This is a genomic window from Acinetobacter sp. 826659 (assembly GCF_000588515.1).
GTDB lineage: Bacteria > Pseudomonadota > Gammaproteobacteria > Pseudomonadales > Moraxellaceae > Acinetobacter > Acinetobacter pittii.
In genome coordinates, this window is record NZ_JFYD01000006.1 from 160,355 (window position 1) to 185,646 (window position 25,292).

At 40.4% G+C, this 25,292-nt stretch carries 19 protein-coding genes and 1 riboswitch; of the genes, 6 read left to right on the top strand and 13 right to left on the bottom strand.

Annotated elements, in window-relative coordinates; genetic code table 11:
• Window positions 1–18 precede the first annotated feature (18 nt).
• Window positions 19–4,938, bottom strand: a complete 4,920-nt coding sequence (locus J663_RS13660) for an RHS repeat-associated core domain-containing protein (RefSeq protein ID WP_081404757.1) — start codon at window positions 4,936–4,938, stop codon at window positions 19–21.
• 19 nt (window positions 4,939–4,957) lie between these two features.
• Window positions 4,958–8,161: a type VI secretion system Vgr family protein gene (locus tag J663_RS13665; protein WP_228132954.1), complete on the bottom strand. Its 3,204-nt coding sequence runs from the start codon at window positions 8,159–8,161 to the stop codon at window positions 4,958–4,960.
• 144 nt (window positions 8,162–8,305) lie between these two features.
• Between J663_RS13665 and J663_RS13670 the strand changes: the two genes are divergently transcribed.
• From J663_RS13670 to J663_RS13680, 3 genes are all read left to right on the top strand, one after another.
• On the top strand, window positions 8,306–8,707 hold the full coding sequence (locus J663_RS13670; protein ID WP_033850390.1) for a hypothetical protein: 402 nt from the start codon (window positions 8,306–8,308) through the stop codon (window positions 8,705–8,707).
• A gap of 95 nt (window positions 8,708–8,802) precedes the next feature.
• A complete protein-coding gene (locus tag J663_RS13675) occupies window positions 8,803–9,747 on the top strand; it encodes an ABC transporter permease (protein ID WP_033850392.1) in 945 nt (314 codons plus the stop codon).
• Window positions 9,747–10,628, top strand: a complete 882-nt coding sequence (locus J663_RS13680) for an ABC transporter ATP-binding protein (RefSeq protein ID WP_001000080.1) — start codon at window positions 9,747–9,749, stop codon at window positions 10,626–10,628. The genes J663_RS13675 and J663_RS13680 overlap by 1 nt, the downstream gene beginning before the upstream one ends.
• Window positions 10,629–10,679: 51 nt before the next feature.
• On the opposite strand, the gene J663_RS13685 is transcribed toward J663_RS13680, so the two are convergent.
• From J663_RS13685 to J663_RS13710, 6 genes are all read right to left on the bottom strand, one after another.
• Entirely contained in the window at window positions 10,680–11,702 is a 1,023-nt protein-coding gene (locus tag J663_RS13685; RefSeq protein ID WP_033850395.1) for an ABC transporter substrate-binding protein, read from the bottom strand.
• Window positions 11,699–13,510, bottom strand: a complete 1,812-nt coding sequence (atzF, locus tag J663_RS13690; protein ID WP_033850397.1) for an allophanate hydrolase — start codon at window positions 13,508–13,510, stop codon at window positions 11,699–11,701. The genes J663_RS13685 and atzF overlap by 4 nt, the downstream gene beginning before the upstream one ends.
• A gap of 12 nt (window positions 13,511–13,522) precedes the next feature.
• Window positions 13,523–13,957 carry a CopG family ribbon-helix-helix protein gene (locus J663_RS13695; protein ID WP_001118705.1) on the bottom strand — a complete coding sequence of 145 codons (435 nt, stop codon included), beginning with the start codon at window positions 13,955–13,957 and terminating at the stop codon, window positions 13,523–13,525.
• 4 nt (window positions 13,958–13,961) lie between these two features.
• Window positions 13,962–14,087 carry a hypothetical protein gene (locus J663_RS19045; RefSeq protein WP_033850399.1) on the bottom strand — a complete coding sequence of 42 codons (126 nt, stop codon included), beginning with the start codon at window positions 14,085–14,087 and terminating at the stop codon, window positions 13,962–13,964.
• 171 nt (window positions 14,088–14,258) lie between these two features.
• Window positions 14,259–14,798: a hypothetical protein gene (locus tag J663_RS13705; protein WP_033850400.1), complete on the bottom strand. Its 540-nt coding sequence runs from the start codon at window positions 14,796–14,798 to the stop codon at window positions 14,259–14,261.
• An 87-nt stretch (window positions 14,799–14,885) separates the two neighbouring features.
• A complete protein-coding gene (locus J663_RS13710; RefSeq protein WP_033850401.1) occupies window positions 14,886–15,239 on the bottom strand; it encodes a winged helix-turn-helix transcriptional regulator in 354 nt (117 codons plus the stop codon).
• A gap of 92 nt (window positions 15,240–15,331) precedes the next feature.
• Here J663_RS13710 and J663_RS13715 point away from each other — a divergent pair, with 92 nt between their 5' ends.
• Window positions 15,332–15,868, top strand: a complete 537-nt coding sequence (locus tag J663_RS13715; RefSeq protein ID WP_017386469.1) for an NAD(P)H-dependent oxidoreductase — start codon at window positions 15,332–15,334, stop codon at window positions 15,866–15,868.
• A 42-nt stretch (window positions 15,869–15,910) separates the two neighbouring features.
• Here J663_RS13715 and uca read toward each other — a convergent pair whose 3' ends face one another.
• From uca to J663_RS13740, 5 genes are all read right to left on the bottom strand, one after another.
• Window positions 15,911–19,516 carry an urea carboxylase gene (gene uca, locus J663_RS13720; protein ID WP_033850402.1) on the bottom strand — a complete coding sequence of 1,202 codons (3,606 nt, stop codon included), beginning with the start codon at window positions 19,514–19,516 and terminating at the stop codon, window positions 15,911–15,913.
• A gap of 2 nt (window positions 19,517–19,518) precedes the next feature.
• Window positions 19,519–20,172, bottom strand: a complete 654-nt coding sequence (locus tag J663_RS13725; protein WP_000217380.1) for an urea amidolyase associated protein UAAP2 — start codon at window positions 20,170–20,172, stop codon at window positions 19,519–19,521.
• A gap of 15 nt (window positions 20,173–20,187) precedes the next feature.
• Window positions 20,188–20,928 (bottom strand): urea amidolyase associated protein UAAP1, encoded by a 741-nt coding sequence (locus J663_RS13730; RefSeq protein ID WP_033850405.1) that lies wholly within the window; start codon window positions 20,926–20,928, stop codon window positions 20,188–20,190.
• Window positions 20,929–20,956: 28 nt separating this feature from the next.
• A riboswitch (guanidine-I (ykkC/yxkD leader) is annotated at window positions 20,957–21,052 on the bottom strand.
• Window positions 21,053–21,240: 188 nt separating this feature from the next.
• A complete protein-coding gene (locus J663_RS13735) occupies window positions 21,241–22,404 on the bottom strand; it encodes a zinc-dependent alcohol dehydrogenase (protein ID WP_032049156.1) in 1,164 nt (387 codons plus the stop codon).
• 239 nt (window positions 22,405–22,643) lie between these two features.
• Window positions 22,644–23,594, bottom strand: a complete 951-nt coding sequence (locus tag J663_RS13740) for a 3-hydroxyacyl-CoA dehydrogenase NAD-binding domain-containing protein (protein ID WP_033850408.1) — start codon at window positions 23,592–23,594, stop codon at window positions 22,644–22,646.
• A gap of 203 nt (window positions 23,595–23,797) precedes the next feature.
• Here J663_RS13740 and yddG point away from each other — a divergent pair, with 203 nt between their 5' ends.
• Window positions 23,798–24,730 (top strand): aromatic amino acid DMT transporter YddG, encoded by a 933-nt coding sequence (gene yddG, locus J663_RS13745; RefSeq protein ID WP_033850411.1) that lies wholly within the window; start codon window positions 23,798–23,800, stop codon window positions 24,728–24,730.
• Between the two features lie 128 nt (window positions 24,731–24,858).
• Window positions 24,859–25,290 (top strand): SRPBCC family protein, encoded by a 432-nt coding sequence (locus J663_RS13750; protein ID WP_002114206.1) that lies wholly within the window; start codon window positions 24,859–24,861, stop codon window positions 25,288–25,290.
• The last annotated feature ends 2 nt before the right edge of the window (window positions 25,291–25,292 follow it).

The window sequence follows — 25,292 nt, forward strand, 5'->3', positions numbered from 1 at the left end:
TTCTCAAAAAATCTTAAACTATATTGATGAATTACGCTTCTGTAACTCTCTTTGCGCTGAATCTTTCCAATACTCTTTTCTCCAATTATTAAAATCATCTCTTTCCTGACTCGTTAATCCTCCACCTTTTTTCTTACCACAAGGATGCTGTCCAGGGTTTGTATGAGGTTTGTCATGATGCTTTTGAGGCATAGCAACTATTGGACCTTTTGCATTTTGCTTATAATGATGTAATACAATCGTATTTCCTTGTTTGTCTTTACCCGATAAACCAAAACCAGAATTATTATTTGCATGATACAATTGTTTCAATTGTTTATCACTTAAATGGCTTAAATCTGTATATCCTGTAACTTGTAATTTTGTTCCACGACTATCAGTGAATGAAATTGGGTTACGATTTAGCCCCAAAGGATCAACCCAGCTCACTGGATTTGGTGCATAAGCATATACATTATCTCCACCCAATAATCCAATCGGGTCTTTGGAAATAAAACGCCCTACATATGGTGAATAATAACGATAACGGTTGTAATGAAGCCCTGTTTCTTGGTCGAAATATTGCCCTTGAAAACGGATATTATTACTGATGATCTCAGAGTCTTCAAAGAAGTTAGATTTAGCTTTTTCAGCTTTACACTCACCCCAAGCCTTATATTCAGCTTTCCAAATGACCGCACCAGTATGATCGGTCATTTCTTGTGGTGTACCCAAATGATCACAATGATAGAACCAAAAATCTTTAAAGCCTTTTGCAGTTTTGGTTACTTTCCATAATGGGTCACGTTGTAAACTATAAGGCTTATCTGCCCAATCAGGTGTTTGATGAAGCTCTATTTCTTCTGCATAAACCGCCTGTATTAGTGGTACAAATGAATCTTTCTCATATATATAATGCTTAGTAATTTGGTCATTCGACTCATAAGCAAGTGTATTGCCATCCCATCCATAAATGATGTTATGCTCACCACCAGTATGATGATGTTTACTTCGCTTTTGGATACGGCGTCCCAATGCATCATAGCGGTACTCTGCCGTATATTCAGCATTACGACTTTTAATTAGTCGTCCACACGCATCCCACTCAAGATATAAATTACCCTTGGTTGATTTCTGGCAAACAAGTTGTCCATAAACATCATATTGGTATTGTTGGTCTAAATATTCTTTAACTACATTATTGACCAAACGATTATAACCATAACTCGTTTCGTCTAGCTTTTGTGAATGGCTTTGAACTTTCTGACTATCGTATGAATCTAGAATGTTACTCGCAGGGTCAAAACTAAACGTTTCCTTACCGAGCTTACTACTAGCCTCAAGCAAACGCCCCACGGGGTCATATTTATAATTGATATTACCCCTACGCGTATCATTAATTCCTGTTAATTGACCTGTTTTATCGTACTGATATAAACGTTGAATCAACTGCTGGGTTTCTTGAATTGCATTGTTCTGATTCTGGCTACCTTGTTCATTTGACGGATAACCGAACTCATGACCATTAACAATATTTTGCTGGGTTAAACGTCCCATCGTATCGTAATGTTGTTCTTGGCTAATTCCGTTGGCATAGTGACGGGCGATTTCACGGTGTAAATCATCACGCTCGAAACTTACAACATCTTGACCATTCACGATCAAGCTATGAACATGACCTGAACCATAAGTTAACAAGTCAATCTTTTGTCCATCTGGACGCACAGTCTTTATTCGATCATTAATTTCATCATAACTGTGTTTCCAGACTCCAGTTTTCTTGGTTTTATAGTCTTGATGATGTTCACAAATTACATTGCCTACAGCATCGTAATACCACTGTAGGTTACTTTCAGCATTTTTGGCCTGAATAAGATTGCCATTACTATCGTAAGCAAATTCTTCAACTAATTGTTGCTCTAAATCATGCTCAACATAGCCATAGCCTGCTGTACGCTGTTCTAAGCGCCCCATGCTATCGAAAAGAAACTTTTGAATACGATCTTTCGGCGCAATTCGATCTCTTAAATCTTGACCATGCATAGAAGCGACTTCAACACTACTAACAAGGTTTCCGTCTGTTTCATCATAGTTATAAATGGTTTCTTTACCATCAAAATCAATTTCTTTAACGAGTCGGCTTGCGACATCATAGAAGAACTGATAACTGGCACCATTTTCATTAATTAGGCGCTTGAGACGATTAAGCTTATCCCACTCATATTTAAGTTTATGATTGAGCGCATCTGTCCGTGATGCAATTAAACCTGCCGCATCATATTCATATCTGGTGATATTCTGTTTCGGATCTATATGTGCCAGTAAACGCCCTTCAGCATCATGAATGAAGTGTTCTTTTGTGCCATCAGCATGTTTAATCTTTTCAAGTTGACCAAAAGCATTTAGAGGTAAACCTTTAATAATTGGTTCACGTTGCTCAATTGTTAGATCACTATAAAAATATTCAACTTTTTGCTTTAAAGCATTTTCTATTGCAACAACTCGGCCTTTTTTGTCGTACGTCCATTTGGTTTCTTTACCAGAACAATCGATATAACTTATTAAATTGCCTTGGTCGTCATAACTTAAGGTTTTAGTACCACCTTTAGGATCTTTAATTGAAGTCAGTAAACCTAAACCGTTATAGCTATATTGTGTTTCACGCTTCAGTGGGTCTGTTTCTTTGGTAATGTTTCCAGCCGCATCATATTCTTTAAACCAGCGCCCCTCTTCAGCATCCACCATACCTATAAGCTGACGGTTTTCATCATAAGCATAATGTAGGAGTGACCCATCTGGTTGTGTCATAGACACAATATTGCCGTGCTCATCATAATCATAAATAGTCACCGCTGCATCAGTGTCTACATGCTTCATTACACGGCCAAAGTCGTCACGGAAGAACCACTCTTCCAGCCCATCAGGATAAATAATACGATAGGTATAACCTTCAATATCGTAGTAATACCAAGTCTCGGCTCCATAAGCATCTGTCACATACGTTAGACGAATATTCTCGTCCCACTGTAAAGTCGTATCTGAACTGCCATCATCTGCCCATTCATGATAAGCCTTAGACGTTGGTTCGATACCATCATACTCAAGGTTCATGCCCCGACCTGTAAGATCGGTATAACGAGTTAAAAGATGATGGTCATATTGGTAATGATAGCTCGCCCGATTTTCGGTAATTGCTTCAACCAAATCGCCTTTTTCATTGTAGTTATAACTCGCAAGTGGTCGAGCAAGCTGACCATTTTCAACTAGCCATACATCTTCAATTCTTCCAGAAGCATTTACCTGAAATGCCACATGTATCAACTGTTTTTGTTTTTCTTTAATAACAATATCTGAAATAAAACTTCGACCTTCGAAGTGATGATCATAACGTACCGCTAAAGTAAGTCCATTCTTGTATTCGATGGCTGAAAGTCGATAACCATCCTGATATTTTTCAAATAAGTGTTTCTCTTCTTTTTGATAAGAGATCATCTGAACTTTTTCAGAAATTACACTATAGTAAAAATCTTCAGTTTTATTATGGAAACTCTCACCTACTTTCAGGTTTGGTAACTTAACTGGACGAGCATCTGCTCCAATAAATTCAAAACCATTTAAGTGTTTTAAATATCCAGCGCATTCCTCTGTCTCTTCAATATATTCACTCTGAGGAACAATCCGGGTTGTAAATGGTGTTATCCATCTTGCGCCAAACTCACCATGCTCTAGTTGATAAAGATTAGATGCATATTTCCGAGTTAATACAAAGCTTAAAATTGATGATACATAAGCATCTTGATGAGTTAAACACTCTGTACCTAAAGCATAGGTAATATTTCTTTTTGTACCAGAGGTAGATTTGGGTTTGCTTTTACCACCCCTTAAATTTAATGCACATTCGGTTTCATTGGGGTTATTCTTTGACTTTGCTTGAACATTAGTCTTTTCAAGCTCTCCGTTTGGTTTTTGTTTTCTTTTTTCAGTGACTTGTGTAGGTTTAATATTTGCAGTCTTTGTACCCTTTAGTTTGAACTTCTGTACAGCTTTAAGCAAAACATTGAGTAGCCATGCGATACTCATTGCTTTCGCTGGATCTGCCAAAGCCATTAAATATGAAGGTGCTTTTCTACCAAAAACACGAATGGAAGTGATTACATTCTGGATAGGTTGTGTTGCACTAGCAGGCACAACAGCAGATACACCTTTGGCAACGGTATTTATTTGTTCTTTTACACCTGCTTTCCAAATATTTACGACCCCATCGACAGCATTCGATATCGTTGCTTTAGGGTTGCGTTGTAAATTATTTAAGTTAACTTTATTTAATTGTTTCTGGGCATTTTTTAAATTACCCGCGGAGCTAAATACTTTTCCATTAAGTACTTTTTGAATTCCGTTAGCAAAATCATTACTAATAGCTGTAATTTTTGTTCCACAATTTTGCAACATCTGGTTGACAATGGGTTGGGCATTTTTCGCAAATTGATCTAATTCCCCAGCAATTCTTTCATTTAAATGATCGCTCAGAATGACCAGAATCGTATCAGAAATTGTGCCTTTCGCCTTTTGTCTAACCAAATTCAACGTAGGCCTTAGGCTCATTCGCATTGTTGCCATGGTTGGCGGTGCTGGAATAATACCAATAACATCCAGTCCCAAATTTAACCAATCTGTAAAAGCTGGGCTAGGCTTTTTACTAATGTCTATAACATCATAAATTGCATCGACTAAAGCAATTGCATTTCCAATGACTGGTAATGTACCAAGAGTACTTTTAATCGTATTTAAATCGATATAGCCTTTGGTATTCGTTTTCAACCATGAATCAATTTTATTCATACCTGCTTTAACATCAGCAGCATACAATTTATTTAAAGGTACTACCGCAACTTGTCCGGTATTTGTTCTCACACTTGGCTTTGCTTTCGCTTGAGAAATAGTTTTTGGTGCTGTTGGCATTTTTATAAATTCTCAATTCTTATTTAAACTTAAAATTCATAGAATTAAGAGCAGTCTCTGTATTTTTCGAGTCTTGAGCCCTTAATGGATTTACATTTAATCCGCTGGTAACTGGAGCAATAGGATTAGTTTTCCCATGCATCCATCCTTGTCCTGTCGAACTTTGGCTTAAAACCTTAGAGGAAAAATTAGTCAATTGACTGGTTAAATGTGATTCAACACCTTGTTGCACCATCGGCAACAATGCACTTGCACCATTTTCTTTTAATTGCTTTGCAGTATCGATTGTTCTCATAATCGAACTTGGATTTGTGAATGTTTGACCTAAAGCTTTTTTAGCTTCTGTCACTGCACCTTTCAAGACACTCTCTGCTTTACCCATTAAAGTTTGGGCACTCATATCATTATCATTTGGCCACATAGGAGGGCGTTTAAAATCACTCGCTTCATCCCAAGGATTACGCTTATCTTCTTCAAATACAATTTTGGCTGAACCTGTAGCTAAACCTGAAACACGAACAAAACCTTTATCATCCAGTTGTCCTTTGAACTGTTTCCCTAACGAATCAGTCACTGTATAACCGCCTTGTTTAACAAACTCACCATGTGCATATTCATGAAACAACTCAAGTACACCCTGCCCACGTTTTGGTGGAGGTGGCAAACTAGATTTAAGATTTGCAGATGCACCGCCCATAAACAAATGCTGCCCAGCTTTTACCTCAAACTTGCCGCCAGTGACAGGGAAAATTCCTGAACCATTAATCTTGATTTGAGACCCCCCCGCCGTGATAACGATTTCTTTAGAAGCACTAATCTCAATTTTGTCTTCAGTTGAAATAATCTGAACCGCTTTACGGGCAATTAAATCAGCTCCATCACCTTGAGCCTGTATCTCAACTTTACCTTTACCTGCATACAGTCTTGCCCCTTCTTGAGCAGCAAAAAGGCTAATCTTGTTTTGAGCATGTGCAATCAGGTTCTTTTGTGTAGAAAGGTTAATACTGTCTCCAGCAGTTTGGCTTAACTGAGCATCTGCGCTGAGGTGAATGTCTTCATTACTGGCTAGAGCAATACTGTTAGGTGCAGTTAGTATCATCAAGGCTTGCTTAAAAGCGGCAGCTTTGTCTTGATCTTTTTCTTCAATTTGCTCTATGAACGTTTTTAAGTTCTCAAGAATTTCCAATGGATCAGTTTGCTGATTTTTAGCAACTTCACTGAGTGCCTTGGCATTGTTAAGGCCACCTTCTAGTTGTTGTTTGGCCTCATTTGCATCAAGGTGTACACCTTGAGCTTGATCCTGCTTGTGAGTACTAACAAGTAGCCCACTGCCCGCACGTACCGCTCCCCATTGGTCTGTTCGTAGCTCAAAACCTTCACCTCGGCCATCACTTTCCGCCTTGTCTTTTGGATGGCTTAAGTTACCTAAGTTGAGTTGGCTGGCCGCATGACTACTTTGTAGCTGGGCACTGATTTGGCCTGTCGTGTCATCAAAACGGAGTTGGTTAAAACCTTTTCCATCCACTTCTTCTGAGCGGATGCCGCTCAGTTTTTTGGTATCAGGTAACTGGCCTTTCTGGTCGAACTGCGTTGGGTAGCGTTCAGCTTCATGAATACGGCCCACTACAAATGGACGGTCAATGTTGCCGTCAAAGAAATCGATCACCACGATCTCACCCACGCGAGGTAAGAAGCGTGCGCCATAACCGGCGCCCGCCCACAGAGTCAGCACATCGACCCAAGCGGAGTCGGTGTCATTGTCGTTACTGCCTGCGCCCCCATCATGACTATGGTCGTCAGTTCGGGTAAACAAGAAACGGACTTTAATGCGTCCCCATTGGTCAACATGAATACTTTCGCCCTCTAATCCCACCACTCTAGCGCGCTGCGGATGAGCGGCTGGTCGGTGTTCTAGCGGGCTATATTCAGGCACAGCTTTAACATTGCGTCGAATCACGTTCAGCTCAGCATAGTGGCGCTGCTCAGGATTTTGGCTGTCGAGTTGGGCTGCCTTGAGCTTGTCTTTGGGTAATAAGCGCTCAAGTTGCTGTTGTAATTCTTTCGGTAAATTGTTCTGGTTGTAGTAGTGTTTGCTTAAGATTAAGAACTCTTTGTCGGCACTGTCATGCTGGTCGAGTTCCGGGTGGTCATTCAGCTCAAACCAGTAACCAACCTGTGCATCACGGACGTTACCCGAAACGGTAAACTGTTTCGAACTTAGGTGATGATAAGCATTGATGTGCTGGTTAAGCTGTTCAATCTGGCTATTGCCTGAAGCTGTGGCTTGATCTTCACCATTTAAATCTTGCATCCACGCTGGGCTGACATGCCATGCATCTTCAAGGTTTAGGCTTGCATTGTCATAGTGTTCGCTGTGCTGCTGCTTACCTTGTACGCTACCGCTGCCTTCTTCTTGTTGCAGCGCATCGGCTTGCCAGCGTTGCACATGAACCGAAGTCGGCTGTAAGCGGCGCTCTGCCTTGACTTGAGTAATGGTATCGAACTGTTCTGTCGCACTGCTGCGTTGGTAGCGGAGGCTACGACGTTCAAGTGCCTGATAGTTTTGGTTATCATCAATTAAACGCAGTACTTGTGGCTGAATAGAAGCATTCGGATCAGCGATCAAAAGCTGAGATTCGTCGATTAACCAGTTAATGCCTTCACTACGCCACAAACGGGTTAAAAAGTCATAATCGCTTTCGTTAGACTGCATCACAAATGGACGCACATCGTAGTCTTTGGTTAACCCAGATGTGTCGAGTGTTAAGCTTGCGGCAAATAACGGGCTTTTACCCTGCCATTCTTTAAACAGAATTTCGCTAATATCCCGCACGCTTTTGTTCATAAACACGCGGCTATTACGGCGTTTATGCCAAAGTGCAGTTGGGTCTTTTAAGGTTAAGTTATAAATGGTAAGTGAGCCGTCGCTTTGCCCTTGGCTTGCTTCGGTAATAATGCCCGTAGTTCTAAAAAACTGGCCTGTGTCTGCCACCTGATCTACGGCAACCTGACAGCCAATAAATTGTTTTAATGCAATATGCGCGTTTGTCGACAGACACAGTAAGTCAGCAACGCTGCCTTGGTTGAGTGTATGTTCGCCCTCGATGCGTTGCAAGAAAACTTGATTGTTTAATGATGCGTTGGAAAATTGCACATGAAGAACGCGGTTCTGTGCGACCAACCCTAAACTATCTAAAATTTGAAATATTTTATGGGACATCATTATTATAAAAACTGAGTCATAATCATCGATATTTTATAAAAAACAGACAGAATTGTCTATTTATATAAAATAGCTTATCTTCCCCTAACTTACATACTTTTTAGTTTATCTAAAAGAAAGATAAGGTATTAAAGGAGAAAAATCATGTCTAATCAAATGGATCAGGCCATTCAAAGTGTCATTGACTTACATGTTTTAATAGAAAATGTATTTACAGGTCGAAATGCAGAACAAAGTCTGAGTCCGCTTTTAGATAGCTTTGATCAAAATTTTAAGATGGTAACGGTTCAAGGTCGGAGTATTGGCTTAGCCGAAGTTAAAAACTTATTTAGTCAAAATATTGGAAAGAAGCCTTCTTTAAAAATCGACATTATTAAAAGTGCAGCTTTATACGAATTTGAAAATTATTGTTGGGTGCAATATCAGGAACATCAGCAAACTAATGAAACCGAGACAGTACGTACCTCTACAGCGTGCATTAAAGTAGAAGGCAAAAAATGTTATTGGGTTTATTTACATGAAACTTTAGTTCCCTCGTCTTCTTAACTCATCTGGAGCTCCTTAAAGATGGCACCTATTTTGCTTAACAATATTACGTTTTATGAAAATCGTAATACTGATCAAAATGGGGAGCTCTCAATATGGGTTATGTTGCAAAGGAATTTACGCGAAAGAACAAGCTGATTCTCAGTATTTGTTCTTTCGTGATTCCAATATGTCTTTGGTGCGCAATCAGTTACTTACCTTTTGTTTGGCATCCTCAAGTACAAATCACGAGTTCGGGAAGTGTTTCTTACTTACAAGTGGGAAGTCGCATTGATAAAAATGTGTTCTATCTCGAAGCACAAAATGCAGTCAATCGAGATTCTGCACCACCACAAGGTATTTTAGTCAATCCAATTTATTTACCCGCTCCCCATGAAGTCGCTAAGGCTTTGGTCACCGCCTTTACCACGCCACCTGAACAACCTGATTCGCCGTGGTTTCATCAAAGTTTATGGCACAGTATCAAACTGGTTTTTTCAGCTTTTTTTATCTCTTCATTGATTGGAATTCCACTGGGTATTTTGTGTGGTTTTTCTAAGCGAATATCCCTGTTAACAGAACCGTTTGTTGAGTTTTTCCGTTACTTACCCGCACCTGCGTTTGGTGCACTTGCAGTGGCAATTTTAGGGATTAATGACGCGCCTAAAATTGCGATTATTGTGATTGGTACGCTATTTCAGCAAATTCTCATTATTGCCAATACCACCCGAATGGTAGATCGAAGCTTAATTGAAGCTGGCTATACGCTTGGTACCAATAAGCTCAAAAGTTTATTTCACGTGGTGATTCCTGCTGCCTTACCTGATATTTATCTCGACTTGCGTGTGCTATTAGGCTGGGCTTGGACCTACTTAATTGTTTCAGAGTTGATTGGTACGACCTCGGGTATTACGTGGTTTATTACCCAACAGGCTCGCTATCAGAACTTTGACAATGTTTATGCGGCAATTTTGATTATTGGGGTGATTGGTCTGGTCTGTGACTGGTTATTAATGAAGTTAGGTGAGCGGATGTTCACTTGGAAAGTAGGAGCAAAATAATGAACGATTCAACATTTAACGCACATGAATACTTTCAAAAAATTTATGAACGTCCTGTGATTTTAGAAGCCAAACAACTGAGCCAAGTCTTTAAGCATGGTCACAACGAACGCACTGTTTTAAATAAGCTCGATTTAAAAATTCATAAAAGAGAGTTTATTTGTGTGATTGGCCCTTCTGGCTGCGGTAAATCGACACTAAGCCGTGTTATCGCAGGTTTAGACCCATACCATAGTGGAGAAGTTTTAGTAGACGGCGAATGCATTACGGGTCCATGCCCTGAACGCGGCATGGTGTTTCAGGGCTATACCCTTTTCCCGTGGAAAACTGTAAAAGAAAATGTGATGTTTGGTCCGCAAATGCGCGGCGCTAGTCAAATGACAGCCGAAGCTCAAGCACGCGAATGGATTAATATTATTGGTTTAGAAAAATATGAAAATCAGTATCCACACCAACTTTCTGGTGGTATGAAACAGCGTGTTGCGATTGCTAGAGCTTTGGTTAATCAACCTAAAATTTTACTCATGGATGAACCTTTTGGTGCGCTCGACCCACACACACGTCAAAAAATGCAAAAGCACTTGATGGATTTATGGCAAAACATTGATATCACCATTATTTTTGTGACCCATGACATGGATGAAGCCATTTTACTTGCTGACCGAATTGTGGCACTCAAAGCCAATCCCGGTGAAATTAAAGAAATTATTGAAGTTAATTTACCTCGCCCACGCTCACTCGACTTAATGAGTGCACCTGAGTTCAAACAACTTCGTTCACGGGTAGATTATTTAGTTCACGCCGAAGAAGATGAGCTTGACCCTGCTTTACAAGACTTACCAAAAATACCGCGTATGACTCAGGTCAGTACAGAAAAATAAGAAAGATATTAAAAAGCCCAAGTTGAACTTGGGCTTTTTGATTTATAGGGTTTATTTAAGTTGTTCGATGAGTGTTGGATAAATCAGCCCATCTACATTTTGTTCGGTTTTATAAATACCGTTTTCAACGTTAAATTTATTAACGTGATAGGTGGAGCCATAAATTGAGTCAAAACCTTGAGATTTAGCAAATACTTTTTTATTGGCATTGATATCTAATAAATGCGTACCGCTGACCATCAGCTCATATTGTTTTGGGTCGACCCCTGAACGGTTTGCCATAATTTTAACTGCATCGGCATGGGTTGCAGGATCATTAATATATTTAACTGTTTTGTCCCACACCTGAATGATTTTTTTCCATTCCTCTTGATGAGCTGTTAAATGGCTCATGTTGACTGTTAAGGTGTCATAAATTAAACCCGGCTTGTCTTTAGAGGTGTAGATAATTTTAGAGCCTGCCACTGCTTTTAATGCCTGACCTGCAACAGGTTGCCAAACAGCAATCGCGGAAATATCAGGGCTATTAAACACTTGGGGTAATTGGTTAGTGGCTGAGTTTACTAGCTTCACCTCATTCGCTTTAATGTTATGGTCGGTTAAAGCTGTTGCTAGTAAAAGATGATCAACCAAGCCTTTTTCAACACCGATCGATTTTCCTTTTAAATCTTGAATGGTATTAATGCCCTCTTTTGCAATAATGACATCATTGCCCGCAGAATAATCCGTTGCCATGATCATCATGCCTTGCGTACCGCCCGAAGCAGTTACCAAGTTATCGCCATTGGTGACCAACACAGCATCGAGCTGATTTGCGGAAAAGGCTGACAGAGAAGCCGAATAATCAAACCATTTAAACTCTACATTTAGCCCTGCTTCTTTTAACCAGCCTTTTTCAATAGCCACTTGCCAAGCCACCCAGCCCGGCCAATCACTATAGCCAATGGTAATTGGTTTTGTATTTGTGGATGCCTGAGCATCTTGTTTAGCCTCAGGCACTTTAGCGGTATTGTCACACCCACCCAATATAACTGCCGATAAAATAGATACGGATAACAACGCTTTTTTAATCATATAGAAACTTCCCCAACATTTTTACTAACAACATTTTGAGCAGTTTGATTGAGTGACTTTATATAGGCTCGCCAGCCTCCAAAATGGCTAATATCGGTTGCATCTTGAATGGCATAAGCTTCGCAAATAAAGCCTTTGACCCATGTTCCATCTTTTAATTTCAGGTTCCCAATACCAAGTGGTGCAGGCACTTCAGCCACAATGGCTCCAAAATTTGCTAAAGGAACATCCCACACTTCCACTTCAATGGACGTACCTGCTGCGTCACATTGCAGTCCCGGCTTTGGTGGCGTGGTATTTTTCAAGGCAAAGAGTTTATAAGTCTCTGCGGTCTGGGTTTTCTTGAGCAAAGTGGCATTACGGCTAGTGAGCTGAAAATTAAGTGGCATGCCTGTTAAGTGTGCTCCGACTACAGCAAGCTGCACTGAATGATTTGATTGGATCTCTAGACTTTTTTGATAATGTTGAGCTGATTTACCTAAACTCAGCGATGTTTCGGTTTGCCAGAGCTGCGCAAAATTGGCCAGCGCTTGATCGTACCAAGCAGGTGCAATAAAGGTTACGCCGCTTGGTAGGCTATCCTCACGGAGTACATTAGGTAAAGCCAAAGCCGAAAGATCAGCAAAATTGACAAAGTTGGTATAAGCCCCCATGTGTGCATTTTTAGTCAATGGGTCGGCTTCAACTTCGGCAATGGTGTAAATAGTTGGTGCTGTCGGAACCATCAATGCATCAAAAGGTTGTAATGCCACATTAATTTTTCGAGCTAATACGGCGCGGTTATATTCAGCTTGAAGTGCATCTGTTGCCTTGAATTTATCTGCCTGCGCAATAATTTGAGCAATAACCGGATGGGCCTTTTCACGTGTTGTCATGCGTTCAACGGCGACTGTTCTTTCTGCTACCCAAGCATCGTTATACAGTGCAGCAGCAAGCTCATTAAAGGCGCTGAAATCAATACTCTCAACTTCATAGCCCAGTTTTTTAACGCGCTCGACTGCAACTAAAAAGGCTTTTTCAGATTCAAGATCACCATAAAACTCAAGCTGAGCTGGAATAGCTATTTTTCGTTTAGAAAATTGAGTCGGTACATTGGCTGGATGTGCTCGTGAATATTCATCTGTTTCATCATAGCCCTGCATTAAATTGGCAATGGTCCACGCATCATCAACATGCAGTGCAAAAATAGAAATGACATCAATAGTTCGACAGGCAGGAATTAAACCTGTGGTAGAAAACCAGCCCTTTGTCGGCTTAAGGCCCACAATATTGTTATGGCCTGCAGGAACACGACCAGCCCCCGCCGTGTCTGTCCCCAAACTAAAAGGCACAATACCGTTGGCGACCACCACTGACGAACCAGAACTTGAACCACCGCTGATATATTCAGGGTTAAAACTATTTTTTACTGCACCATAGGGTGAGCGAACGCCAACCAGCCCAGTCGCAAACTGATCGAGGTTGGTTTTACCAACCACAATTGCCCCTGCTTTTTTTAGCTTGGTAACTACGGCAGCATCTTGGGTCGCTAAATATTGAACTTCTTTACAGGCAGCAGTAGTGTGAAAGCCAGCGACATCAATGTTGTCTTTAACTGCAAATGGCACACCGTATAGAGGTAAGTCAGCAACATCCTGGTCTTTTAAAACATCAATTTGTGCCTGAATCTGCTCGTTCGATGCAATTTCAATCCATGCATGGTCATCATTTTTAATTTCCGTAACATAGCCAATCAAATCTTTAAGATTGATTTGCCCGTTTTGATATGCAGTTTTCCAGTCTTGAATTGTCCATAAATTTTTCAACACGCTACTCCTCATTTAGTCATTTTGCTGTATAGGCGGCATGACGGCATCCATTAGTTCTAAATGCCCTTTAATCACACCTTTCAGCACAATAAATTGCTGGCTAATTTGTCTGAGTTCAGAACTCGCGCCCTGCATTAACATGACTTGCAATATCTTTTGCTGGTCGAGCTGAATATGAAGTGAACTAATCACCTGTGCTAAAAACTGTTGTTGTAAATCGACCAATTGATTGCGTAAGGTCATTTGGCTAGCGTCATAAAGCAACGTTAATGTGCCCACCATGACTTCATTGGCCTGTGCTTGCTCTGCAATCAAGTGTTTATTAATCATGTCGACAATGGCTTGCGAGCGACTTTCATAGTTCTGCTCGACAATTTTTTGATCGAGTGCGTTAAGTGTCGTTTCAGGTACGGTAATACTGATTCGAGCCAACTTTTGTTTTGCCACAGTCTTATCCTTTTGTTTTAGGCGGCTGATTGTTTTGCTTGATATATACGCCTGCACGTACGCTAAGCAATTCGACTAAAAGGGCTTTTAAAGTTGGCTTTGGTTGAACCACAGGTTTTACATCGTTCATATCACACCTCTAGCTTGGTATTACCAAATTCAGTTTTTGTATTACTGATAAGAGATGCAGAAAATGTGCCAGTTTTTAAGTGTCGTTTTGATGGGCTTTACGGGTATTTATGAGTGATTTTTGGGCAAAAAAAAGCCCCATGCACAGGGATGGGGCTATCTCTTTTAATCCTTAGTTATGTTTCAATAAATCATTCTGATTAAAAAGGAATCCATCTTTAGGAGCCTCTATTTTTATATTATTTATTAAAATTTTAAAATCATTAATCGCTTTATTTGTATCATTACCTTCGCCTTCATATGTCACTAAGATAACTCCAGCATTAGTACCTGATGAAGCACTGATAAGAAAACGTTTATCAAAGTTGGTTGTAAATACATTAGCTTGATAATTCATACCACTACTCAATGGAATATTAATATCCTCATTAACCAATGTTACCCCTTTCATTTTTACTAGTCCTTGTTTCGGAATTTGTAGCGAAGCAACCAGATATTGCATACCCTCTTCTATACCTTTGGGATAATATATTGAAATTATAATTGCCTGTTTACTCGCTTGTTTTATTGCAATTAGCTCTTCATTTTGACCTTTGCTAATATCCCACTGATCTTTTAAATTAACTACAATATTTTTATATTTTACTTCTTGAGCATAAGTCGGAGTAAGTAAATAAAAAAACATAAATATTAGTAATAAAATTCTTTTCATAATAATTCCATTTTTGTTCTTGAAGTATCATATTAAATATCATTCACAGAGTCGAATCTATTCAATAATTGAATTTTGTCTTTAATCTTATGACTGATTAATCATTGTATGTGCCCATACCGATAAAGACTCTAAAACAGGTTTAAAAGATTGACCTAATTCGGTCATTTCATAAACCACTTTAATCGGTGCTTTTTCACCATAAACGGTTCTGGAGATTAAACCACTTTGCTCTAATTGTTTAAGTTGAAGGCTTAAGGTCATTTCTGTGATGGTTGGCATTAATTGATTGATTTCATTAAAACGTTTTGGCCCATCTTTTAGATAATACAAAATAACGCCTTTCCATTTCCCACCCACCAAATCCATAGCCATACTGATATGACATGGATAGGTTTTTCCATTCATGGTGATTTCACATTTATTTTTAGTATTCGCCATTTTTAACGCCACCTATCAACTTTGATAGTTATTGTACACCCATACTATAAAAATTATAGTGACTATGATTTTTATAGCTACAAGGCATTATTATGGCTTTACTTATTTTGGCCCATCCCTACTACACTCAATCAATTGCAAATAAAACGATAGTGAATGAACTTATAAAAACCTATCCGGACCTTGAAGTCCGAGATATTTTCCAGCTTTATCCAGACTATAAAATTGACGTCAGCGCTGAACAAGAAGCGTTGCTACGCCATGACACCATCATTCTGCAATATCCAATGTTCTGGTTTAATATGCCGGCAATTTTGAAATTATGGTTTGATGAAGTTTTTACTTATCAGTTTGCTTATGGCTCTCAAGGCGACAAATTAAAAGATAAAAAAGTCATTATTAGTATGACGGTCGGCCAAACAGAAGCCAACATGGTGAACGACCAAGAAAACTTAATCGATAGCTTTTTAAAAGCGGTTCAATATTCAATTCAATATACACAAATGCAGTTAAGCGCCACCTACTTGCTTTATGACGTTTCGCCTTTATCAGGTAATCCAGAGTCGAAAATTAAATTAGAAGCTGTTGAACATGGTCATAAAGTATTAAAGCATTTGACCGAAGCATAAAGTTTAAAGAGAGCATCAATATGGATGCTCTCTTTTTTAGGTTTAAGCGACTGGTGCCAAAGTAAATAGCACTTGTCCTGTTTTTACGGTTTGCCCTTTTTCAATGGTAATGGTTTCTACTTTCATGCGTTCCGGAGCAATAATCGGAATTTCAATTTTCATTGCTTCAATTACTGCAAGGGTTGCACCTTCTTCAACTATATCTCCTGATGCACATTCAATTTTCCAGATTGACCCCGGCATGTGCGATTCAACTGCACAGCCGCCTTCAGGGATCACCACGGTTTCACCTTCATCAACAGCATCTAGGCTTTCAGAGATATATTCTTGTAAGCCCGCTTCGTGCCAACGGCGGCGCTCAGCCTCAAAGTTAGCTTGTTGCATGTCTTTAAAGGCTTGAATACTGTCTTGGTGTGTTTTTAAAAACTCGTTGTATTCTTTTAAGTTAAGCACACCATCTTCAATGCGAAGTTGTAGACGACCTGCCTTAAAGTCTTCACGCATTTGTAGAAGTTCAGTCTCAGAAACTTCATAAAACTTCACTTGGTCAAAAAAGCGTAATAACCACGGTTTGCCATCTTCGAAGTCGGCATTTTTACGATAACGACTCCACATTTGAGTAGTACGGCCAACAAACTGGTAACCACCCGGTCCTTCCATACCGTACACACACATATAAGCACCTCCAATGCCGACCGCATTTTCAGGTGTCCAAGTTCGTGCCGGATTATATTTTGTGGTGACTAAACGTTGGCGTGGGTCGAGCGGCGTTGCAACGGGTGCACCTAAATACACATCGCCTAAACCCATCACCAAATAGTTTGCACTATAGACCATATCTTTAACCGCTTGCTTTGAAGCTAAGCCATTAATACGGCGTATAAACTCGACGTTGTCTGGGCACCACGGCGCATCTGGACGAACAATTTGCGTATAGCGCTCGGTGGCGAGTTGAGTTTGAGAATCTTCCCAAGCCAAAGGCAAATAGACCGTCCGTGAAGGCACCTGCATATTTTGAATGTCAGGTAATTCGGCTTCTGCTTGTTGAAGTTTCTGTAAAAGTTCAACTTGATCGAGCTGGATTGAATCAAAATGAATTTGTAGTGAACGAATGCCTGGTGTTAAGTCGATAATGCCCCGAATGTTTTGATCTTTGACCCATTGCATGAGCGCATGAATACGGAAGCGTAAGTTTAGGTCGAGTACCAACTCGCCATATTCCACCAATAAATAGCTATTTCCTGCTGGTCGATAGGTCACGCTTGGTAAGTCAGCTTCACCTTCTAAAGTGGCCAAAACCGCATCTTTTAAAGTGTCGGGTTCTGCTTGAATAGCTGGATTAAAATTGATCTGAGTTGTATCGGTCGCAGTTAAGCTTTGATGATATTTTTGATCGAGTGCTTTTGCTTGCGCATAACTCACGGGTACAAATTTGACTTTATCGCCTGCTTTTAGCTGCCCGATTTTCCAAAGCTCGGAATGAATCACTACCGCAGGACAGACAAAGCCACCTAAGCTCGGACCATCTGGACCCAAAATAATTGGCATATCGCCCGTAAAATCAATTGCGCCAATGGCATAAGCATTGTCATGAATATTGGAAGGATGTAAGCCTGCCTCACCGCCGTCTTCACGTGCCCACTCAGGTTTTGGTCCAATTAAGCGAATGCCTGTACGGCTTGAGTTATAGTGAATTTCAAACTCATTGGCAAAGAAGTTATCAATATCTTGTTTGGTGAAAAAATCTGGTGCGCCATGAGGTCCATACATGACGGCAATTTCCCAGTTTTGGGTAAAGCTAGGAATTTGCGCTTGAGCTAAAGCTGTAGTCGATTGAGTAGAATATTCAGTAATTGACAGCATATCGCCAATTAATAAATTACGACCTGCGTGTCCACCAAACTGCCCTAAAGTGAAAGTCGCCTGTGACCCTAAATACTCAGGAACATCAAAACCACCTTTCACACCTATATAGCTACGGCAACCTGAACGGATAAGCCCACATTTTAAAACTTGGCCTTTTTTCACATTAATGGTTTGCCACATCGGCACCAGTTCGCCATCAAGTTTTGAAAGCATATCACCGCCTGTAATGACAATTTGGCTGTCGCAGTGAAACTTTAAGGTCGGCCCTTGCAAGGTGCATTCAAGACCTGCGGTATTTGGTTCATTGGCTAAAAGCTGATTTGCTACAGTTAAACTGAGTGGGTCGATGGCACCTGATGGCGGCACACCAACATCCCAATAACCTAATCGACCTGTTACGTCTTGAATGGCAGTTTGAATGCCAGCCTGCAACACCTCAATTTTTTGAGTTTTCCATTCAAAGGTATTTAAAAATCGAGTGGTTTGAGTACCTAAAGCAAACACATCGCAAGCAATAATATTCTGTAAATATTCCAAATTGGTTTCAATGCCTGCGACTTGCGTGTTGGCAAGACTAGCACTCATTGCCTGTATGGCTTGGTCACGTGTTGCAGCAGTTACAATGATTTTGGCAATCATGGGGTCATAAAAAGACGACACCGTTGACCCTGTTTCTACCCATGTTTCGACTCGTGCTTGCGAATCAAATTTAACATGTGTGAGTAGACCTGCACTCGGTTGGAACTGTTTAATCGGGTCTTCGGCATAAAGACGAACCTGAATCGAATGTCCTGTTGGCTCTAACTTTTCAGTTGGTGCTGACCAGTCACCGCTTGCCAGGGTAACCATCCACTCGACTAAGTCGACACCAAACACTTGTTCAGTCACACCGTGCTCGACTTGCAAACGGGTGTTGACCTCTAAGAAATAAAATTCTTGGGTTTCGGTGTCCATAACAAACTCAACCGTGCCTGCCGAGCGGTAGTTCACCGACTGCATCAGTTGAATCGCAACTTTTTGAAGATAGTCGCGTTGCTGTTCATTTAAGTGTGGCGCGGGTGTTTCTTCAATCACCTTTTGATTACGGCGTTGCACGGAACAATCACGCTCACCCAATGCTAAAACTTGTCCTTGCCCATCACCAAAAATTTGTACTTCGATGTGGCGTGCATGCTGTACAAATTTTTCTAAATATAAACCTGCATCTTTAAAATTGACCTGCGCTAAATAAGACACTGTTTGATAGGCATCTTTTAACTCGGTTTCGTTCCAGACCAAACGCATGCCAATACCACCACCGCCCGCAGTACTTTTCAGCATGACTGGATAGCCAATACGAGCTGCCTCAAACAAGGCCTCAGCTTCATCGGCAAGTAATGAGCTACCCGGAAGTAAAGGTACTTTACTTTTAATAGCCAGCTCACGCGCGGTATGTTTTAAACCAAAATCGAGCATTTGGCTTGAAGTTGGACCAATAAAAGCGATACCTTGGCTTTCACATAAATCACAAAACTCGGCATTTTCAGACAAAAAACCATAACCAGGGTGAATGGCTTCTGCTCCCGACTGTTTTGCTACTTCAAGGATTTTTTCAATATTTAAATAACTTTGATGCGCAGGTGCAGGTCCAATCAAGAAAGCTTCATCGGCCAAAGTCACGTGTAATGAATCACGGTCGGCCTCAGAATAAACTGCAACCGAAGCGATCCCGAGTTTTTTAAGGGTGCGAATGACGCGGCAGGCAATTGCACCGCGGTTAGCAATTAGAACTTTTTTAAACATGCTTACACCCCTTCCGCTTCACGGACAACCAGTTGAATTTTGGTTGGGTTATAGGCATTACATGGGTTGTTTAGCTGGGGGCAATTAGAAATTAAAACAATTAAATCCATTTCTGCCCGAACTTCGACATATTTCCCCGGACCTGAAATTCCATCATCAAATTTAAGCTGACCGTCTGGTGTCACAGGCACATTCATAAAAAAGTTAATGTTTGGACCGATATGACGGACATTTAAACCATGCTTTTTTGCAATCGGGTGTTTTGCCAAGGCATACATAAAGTTGTTACGGCAACTATGCATGGGATACGTTTCATGTGCATAACGAACCGTATTACTTTCACATGAACAAGCCCCGCCAATAGTGTCATGGCGACCACAGTTATCATCATGAATAACCGCAATTGGACGGCCAAAGTTACTATAGAGCTTGGTGCCCTTTTCTAAATAGATTTGTTGGTTGATGGCCAACGTGTCCATTGCGCTATAACGCTCAGTTGGGTTTTCAGCACTCATAAACAAAGTATCGACCGCTTGGTTTCCCTCAAGGTCAATAATTCGAAAATATTGGCCCTTTTTAACCTCACACATCCACGCTTCACCCGCAGGACAAACTTCATTTAAAACTGCTTTTTCAAATGATTGTAAAACTGTCATGATGCTTCTCCTGATTTAAATATTGCTAAGCGCGTAGTAGCGGGCTGTGTTTTGAAACGCACGCTGATTTTGTGAACACGCATCACGACAAATATCGCTGTCTGTTAGTGAATTGGCTTTAAATAGACTGAGTTGAATATCGGCAGGTTGATAGCTTGGGCTGGTGTCTAAACCGTGCGGTGCGGCAGATAAAAATATCAAGCAATCCATTTCAAAACGCAGTTCAATGGTTTGATCAGTATTGTCAGAACTGACATATGACAAAGCGCCATTTTCATCTGGCACAACTTTAGAAAATAGGTTAACCGTAGCACTCAGGTCTTGGCTGGCAAGTCCGTATTTACACATTTCAATGAGTAAACTGTCTAAGCCGTTTTGGTACATATCATTGCGGGCATCTTGAAATGTACGCGCACCAAATTGCTTTTCAATTTGCTCAGGTCGGCTTGGGCCACAAAGCGCATCGTTCCAGCCATGATCATCATGAACAATGGAAGCCATCACACGGCCTAGGTCTGAGTACAGCACATTAGAAGCTTTTAAATAGGCGGTGTGTTGCCCTTTTAAACTGTCGGGCATGTTAAAACGTTCAAGCACATCGGCAGCATTTACACAAAACAAAGAAACATTTGCCTGAACGCCTAGCGATGTAAATCTAAGAATAGTTCCTTTTTGAATACGACCCGACCAGTGATGTCCGCCGGGTAAAAGTTCGGTCCAAATCGCCTGATTGTTATGATAACTTGCAGTGTTCATAGCTACTCCTGTCGGATAGTTTTAGACTTCCTCCCGGGCTTTTATCCCTCCGTGTAGTTCGCTAGGAACCGTGAACTCTCGGTCCAGACATACGTGAAGTATCGGAACCCTAGATCACTTTTGATTGCTTAAGACTATGCAAAGGGCATGCCAGATTAGTATTACGTTTTTGATTAAAAGTAATACTAAGATTGGGCAATTTGAGTGCGATTTAAAACACAAAATAAAAAGCTGCACTAAAAGTTGTGCATTTCAAAATAAAAAAGCCCCTTTCACTAAGAGGCTTAAGAATGAATTATAAGATTGAGAATGTTAAGGAAGCAGAATCACCTTACGACAGTCCTCTTCTCTTTCATTAAAAATGCGATATCCCTCTGCGGCATCTTCTAATTTCATTCGGTGGGTAATAATCGTTTCAGGTGTTAATTCACCACGCTCAATCAATTCTAAGAGTTGCGGCAAATATTGATGCACATGGGTTTGGCCCATTTTAAAAGTCAGTCCTTTATCAAAAGCATCGCCAAATAAGAAACCATGAATCGGGCCTGCATATACACCCGGTACACTCACCACACCACCACGGCGAACCGCGGCAATACATTGACGCAGTGCTGCACCACTTGAACCTTCAAGCTTTAAATTAGTTAGAACTGTTTCAATCACACTGCCTTTCGCCTCGAAACCAATGGCATCAATCACCGCATCGACACCGCGGTAATTGTCGGTATGTTGAATAATAAATTCGGCCGCATCGACTTCGTCAAAATTCACTGGAATGGCACCGTATGTTGCCGCTGCATAGTTCAATCGATAGTCATTGTGATCGACCATAAATATCTTTTCAGCACCGAGCATCTTGGCACAAGCAGCGCTTAACAGTCCGACTGGACCAGCACCATAAATTGCAACGGTTGAGCCACGCTTCACTTGGGCATTGGTCACGGCTTGCCAAGCGGGGGGGAAAATATCGGTCAAGAAAAGTACTTTTTCATCTGACAGTGAAGTTGGCACTTTAAAAGGGCCTTTATTGGCTTTTGGCACACGCACATATTCCGCTTGCCCGCCCGGTACACCGCCGTAAAGATGACTATAGCCAAATAAAGCCGCACCTGGTGGAATCTGCTTTTTATTAATAATCGCGCCGCGCCCTGTATTCGTAGTTTCGCAAGCAGCCGTTAGATCAAGTTGGCAAAAGAAACATTCACCACAGGCAATCACAAAAGGAACAATGACACGGTCCCCCTTTTTGACTGCGGTGACAGCTGGACCGACCTCTTCAACCACACCCATAAATTCGTGCCCAAAGATATCACCCTGTTCGGTTCTAGGGATTTTGCCTCGATATAAATGTAAATCAGAGCCACATATCGCTGTGGCAGTCACGCGTAAAATAATGTCATCTGGTTCTTGAATAATAGGGTCTGCTACTGTTTCTACTCGAACATCTTCGGCACCGTGGTAAGTTAGAGCGCGCATATTGTTATTCCTCTATTTTCTATCATGTCCTTTGATTATGAGGAGGCTTTCTTTACGGTTTGCAACGATTCTTACTTTTCACGTAAGGCATATAGTTCAAATGCAACGCGATAGGAATTTCAGTAACATTTATTGAATATAGGATTGTTTTCAGCTAGGAATATTTTTGTTATTTACCCCAACAAAAAAAGCCTATCATCTCTGCAATAAAATGATTGGCTCTATTCTAATATTTTGAATTAATCTAACTTAAGTTGTTGTCTGAGCTTTAAGATATCGACCAGACCTTTATCTCTGGTTTCATATAAATCGATATCTTTATATTGTGTTAATAGCTGATTGGTTTGTGCTTCCAATAACTCTGTTGTCTCGTCTGAATGTTGAAATGCGTGCATATCGTTCCACCATTCTGTCATTGGTGGGCCTAAATGATGAATTGCTTCTTTAAAGCCCTTTTGGTTGGCAAGCTGCATATTAATGTAGGGGCCAAAGAGCGCCCATCTTAAACCCGGCCCACTGGTAATCGCGACATCGACATCTTCGGCAGAGCACACGCCTTGTTCAACTAATGAAAAAGCTTCTCGCCATAGCGCAGCCTGCAAACGGTTTGCGACATGCCCTTTTACTTCTTTATTTAAAACAATTGGATTCTTGCCCAACTGTTTATAGAACTCAGAAGCCTGTTTTAAAATTTGAGGATCAGTTAAATTACCGCCAATGATCTCGACCAAAGGTAAGAGATGAGGCGGATTAAAAGGATGACCTAATAAAATACGTTCAGGATGTTGCGCCTCTTTTTGAAAATCAGACACTTTTAAGCCCGATGAGCTTGAAGCAATAATGGTATGTTCAGGACAATATGCTGTGATTTCTTGATATAGCTGTTGTTTTACATCCAGACGTTCTGGGGCATTTTCTTGAATAAAATCTACATCTGAAACCGCATCTTTTAAATGATTAAAAATTTCCAGATGAAGCAGTACATCTTGCTGAGAATATGTGTGTTCCGCGTTTTGGCATAAAGCCAATAAATCATTTAAATTTGCAGAAATTCTTTTTTTAAAGACCGCTTCATCTATCGGATAAGGGTCGTAAACCTTAACTTTAAATCCTTTATATAAAAATAAGGCAGTCCAACTTGCACCTATTACACCTGCTCCAACAACACCAACCGTTTTAATGACTTCCATATTTTCCTCGTAAGAATGTTGTTTTATTCGAAATTTCGTTACTCAATTGAATGCTAAATAAACATAGCAGATTCAACCAATCAATAAATTTAATTGTTTATATTTTATATAATTTGTCCTATATTCCTTAGCTTGAAAATTGATTCCTTTCATTAGTACAACCTCATCTTTTACCATTTTTTAATCGTTATTTATTGAATTTTATGTCAAAAAATCTAGCAACATTGATTGGTTTAAGCGCCATTCTCATGTGGGCATCTCTGGTCGGCTTAATGAAACAAGTCAGTGCCGCCATTGGGCCTGAGCTAGGTGTTACCTTTATTTATTCTTTAAGTGCGCTACTGTTGCTTGCCATTTTCAAAGTTCCAGATTTTAAGCAGATCTCTAAAAAATACTTAATATTTGGCACAATTCTGTTCGTGGCTTATGAGGTGTGCTTTTCATTTGCGATTGCTTGTTCTCAGACAGCAAGGCAGGCAATTGAAATTAGTATTGTTAACTATCTGTGGCCGAGTTTAACGGTTTTAGCTTTCGTTATTTTTAAGGAATTAAAGTTTAATTTCCTTATTATTTTAGGTCTAATGCTTTCAATTTTCGGCATTATTTTTATTCAAACTGGAAGCGGTGATTTTAGTCTAAATAGTCTTGTCGATAATTTTCATAGCAACCCACTGAGCTATATTTTGGCATTTACAGGTGCCATCATTTGGGCTTTTTACTGTGTACTCACCAAAAAATTAAGTAATGGGCAAAATCCAATTTCCATTTTCTTTGTTGGTGTCGCGCTCACTCTATGGTTCAAGCTGCTTGTGTCGGGGCAATTCGCTATTCCTTCAATGGATATTCCAACAGTCATGGCCCTTTTAGTGGCATCTGCTGCCATGGGTTTTGGTTATGCTGCTTGGAACATTGGCATCATTCATGGAAACATTACCGTGCTTGTGGTGGCCTCTTATTTCACCCCGATCATTTCGTCTATTTTGGCGATGTTTGTTTTACAAACTCAATTATCGATGAGCTTTTGGCAAGGAACAGCAATGGTGACGGCTGGTTCCTTTATTTGCTGGGTTTCAACCAACTGGTCTGTGATTCAGCCCTTCTTTAAAAAATTAAGAAAAGGCCAAAAAGCATTGTAGATTTATCGTAATGCTTTTTTCGGACTTAAGATAACTCCGACGAAGAAGAATTCCCCCATTGCCCAAAGCGTGCTAACATCCAAATTCTGACAATTACCAATGTCAAAATAATTTCTAGAGGGAATAAGATGTTAAAAACTCAAAAAATCAACATCGTACAAGAATTTGATGCACCCGTAGACAAAGTCTTTGCAACCTTAAGTGAGCATGAAAACCTAAGTAAACTTTTCGCTCCTGCTAAAGTGACTCGCATTAGCAACGGAAAAGACGCTCGTAATGGTGTTGGCTCTGCGCGCAAAATGTCTATTCCATTGACCCCTTCATTTGTAGAAACCAATTTAGTCTATAAAGAAAATGAACTGATTGAATATGCAATTACGAGCGGCATTAGCCCAATTAAAGGTCACCGTGGTGTCATGAAATTTACTGACTTGGGAAATAATCGAACTCGTTTGGATTACACCATTAGCTTTAAAGGCCGCGTACCATTTATTGGCCCTATTATTAAAGCCGCCCTACAAAATGGTGTGAGTCGTGGGCTTAAAAAACTTAAGTTTTAATC

Coding starts and splice junctions, on each gene's coding strand:
- J663_RS13660 (WP_081404757.1), bottom strand. CDS start 4,938: ATGCCAACAGCACCAAAAACTATTTCTCAAGCGAAAGCAAAGCCAAGT.
- J663_RS13665 (WP_228132954.1), bottom strand. CDS start 8,161: ATGATGTCCCATAAAATATTTCAAATTTTAGATAGTTTAGGGTTGGTC.
- J663_RS13670 (WP_033850390.1), top strand. CDS start 8,306: ATGTCTAATCAAATGGATCAGGCCATTCAAAGTGTCATTGACTTACAT.
- J663_RS13675 (WP_033850392.1), top strand. CDS start 8,803: ATGGGTTATGTTGCAAAGGAATTTACGCGAAAGAACAAGCTGATTCTC.
- J663_RS13680 (WP_001000080.1), top strand. CDS start 9,747: ATGAACGATTCAACATTTAACGCACATGAATACTTTCAAAAAATTTAT.
- J663_RS13685 (WP_033850395.1), bottom strand. CDS start 11,702: ATGATTAAAAAAGCGTTGTTATCCGTATCTATTTTATCGGCAGTTATA.
- J663_RS19045 (WP_033850399.1), bottom strand. CDS start 14,087: ATGAACGATGTAAAACCTGTGGTTCAACCAAAGCCAACTTTAAAAGCC.
- J663_RS13705 (WP_033850400.1), bottom strand. CDS start 14,798: ATGAAAAGAATTTTATTACTAATATTTATGTTTTTTTATTTACTTACT.
- J663_RS13710 (WP_033850401.1), bottom strand. CDS start 15,239: ATGGCGAATACTAAAAATAAATGTGAAATCACCATGAATGGAAAAACC.
- J663_RS13715 (WP_017386469.1), top strand. CDS start 15,332: ATGGCTTTACTTATTTTGGCCCATCCCTACTACACTCAATCAATTGCA.
- uca (WP_033850402.1), bottom strand. CDS start 19,516: ATGTTTAAAAAAGTTCTAATTGCTAACCGCGGTGCAATTGCCTGCCGC.
- J663_RS13725 (WP_000217380.1), bottom strand. CDS start 20,172: ATGACAGTTTTACAATCATTTGAAAAAGCAGTTTTAAATGAAGTTTGT.
- J663_RS13730 (WP_033850405.1), bottom strand. CDS start 20,928: ATGAACACTGCAAGTTATCATAACAATCAGGCGATTTGGACCGAACTT.
- J663_RS13735 (WP_032049156.1), bottom strand. CDS start 22,404: ATGCGCGCTCTAACTTACCACGGTGCCGAAGATGTTCGAGTAGAAACA.
- J663_RS13740 (WP_033850408.1), bottom strand. CDS start 23,594: ATGGAAGTCATTAAAACGGTTGGTGTTGTTGGAGCAGGTGTAATAGGT.
- yddG (WP_033850411.1), top strand. CDS start 23,798: ATGTCAAAAAATCTAGCAACATTGATTGGTTTAAGCGCCATTCTCATG.
- J663_RS13750 (WP_002114206.1), top strand. CDS start 24,859: ATGTTAAAAACTCAAAAAATCAACATCGTACAAGAATTTGATGCACCC.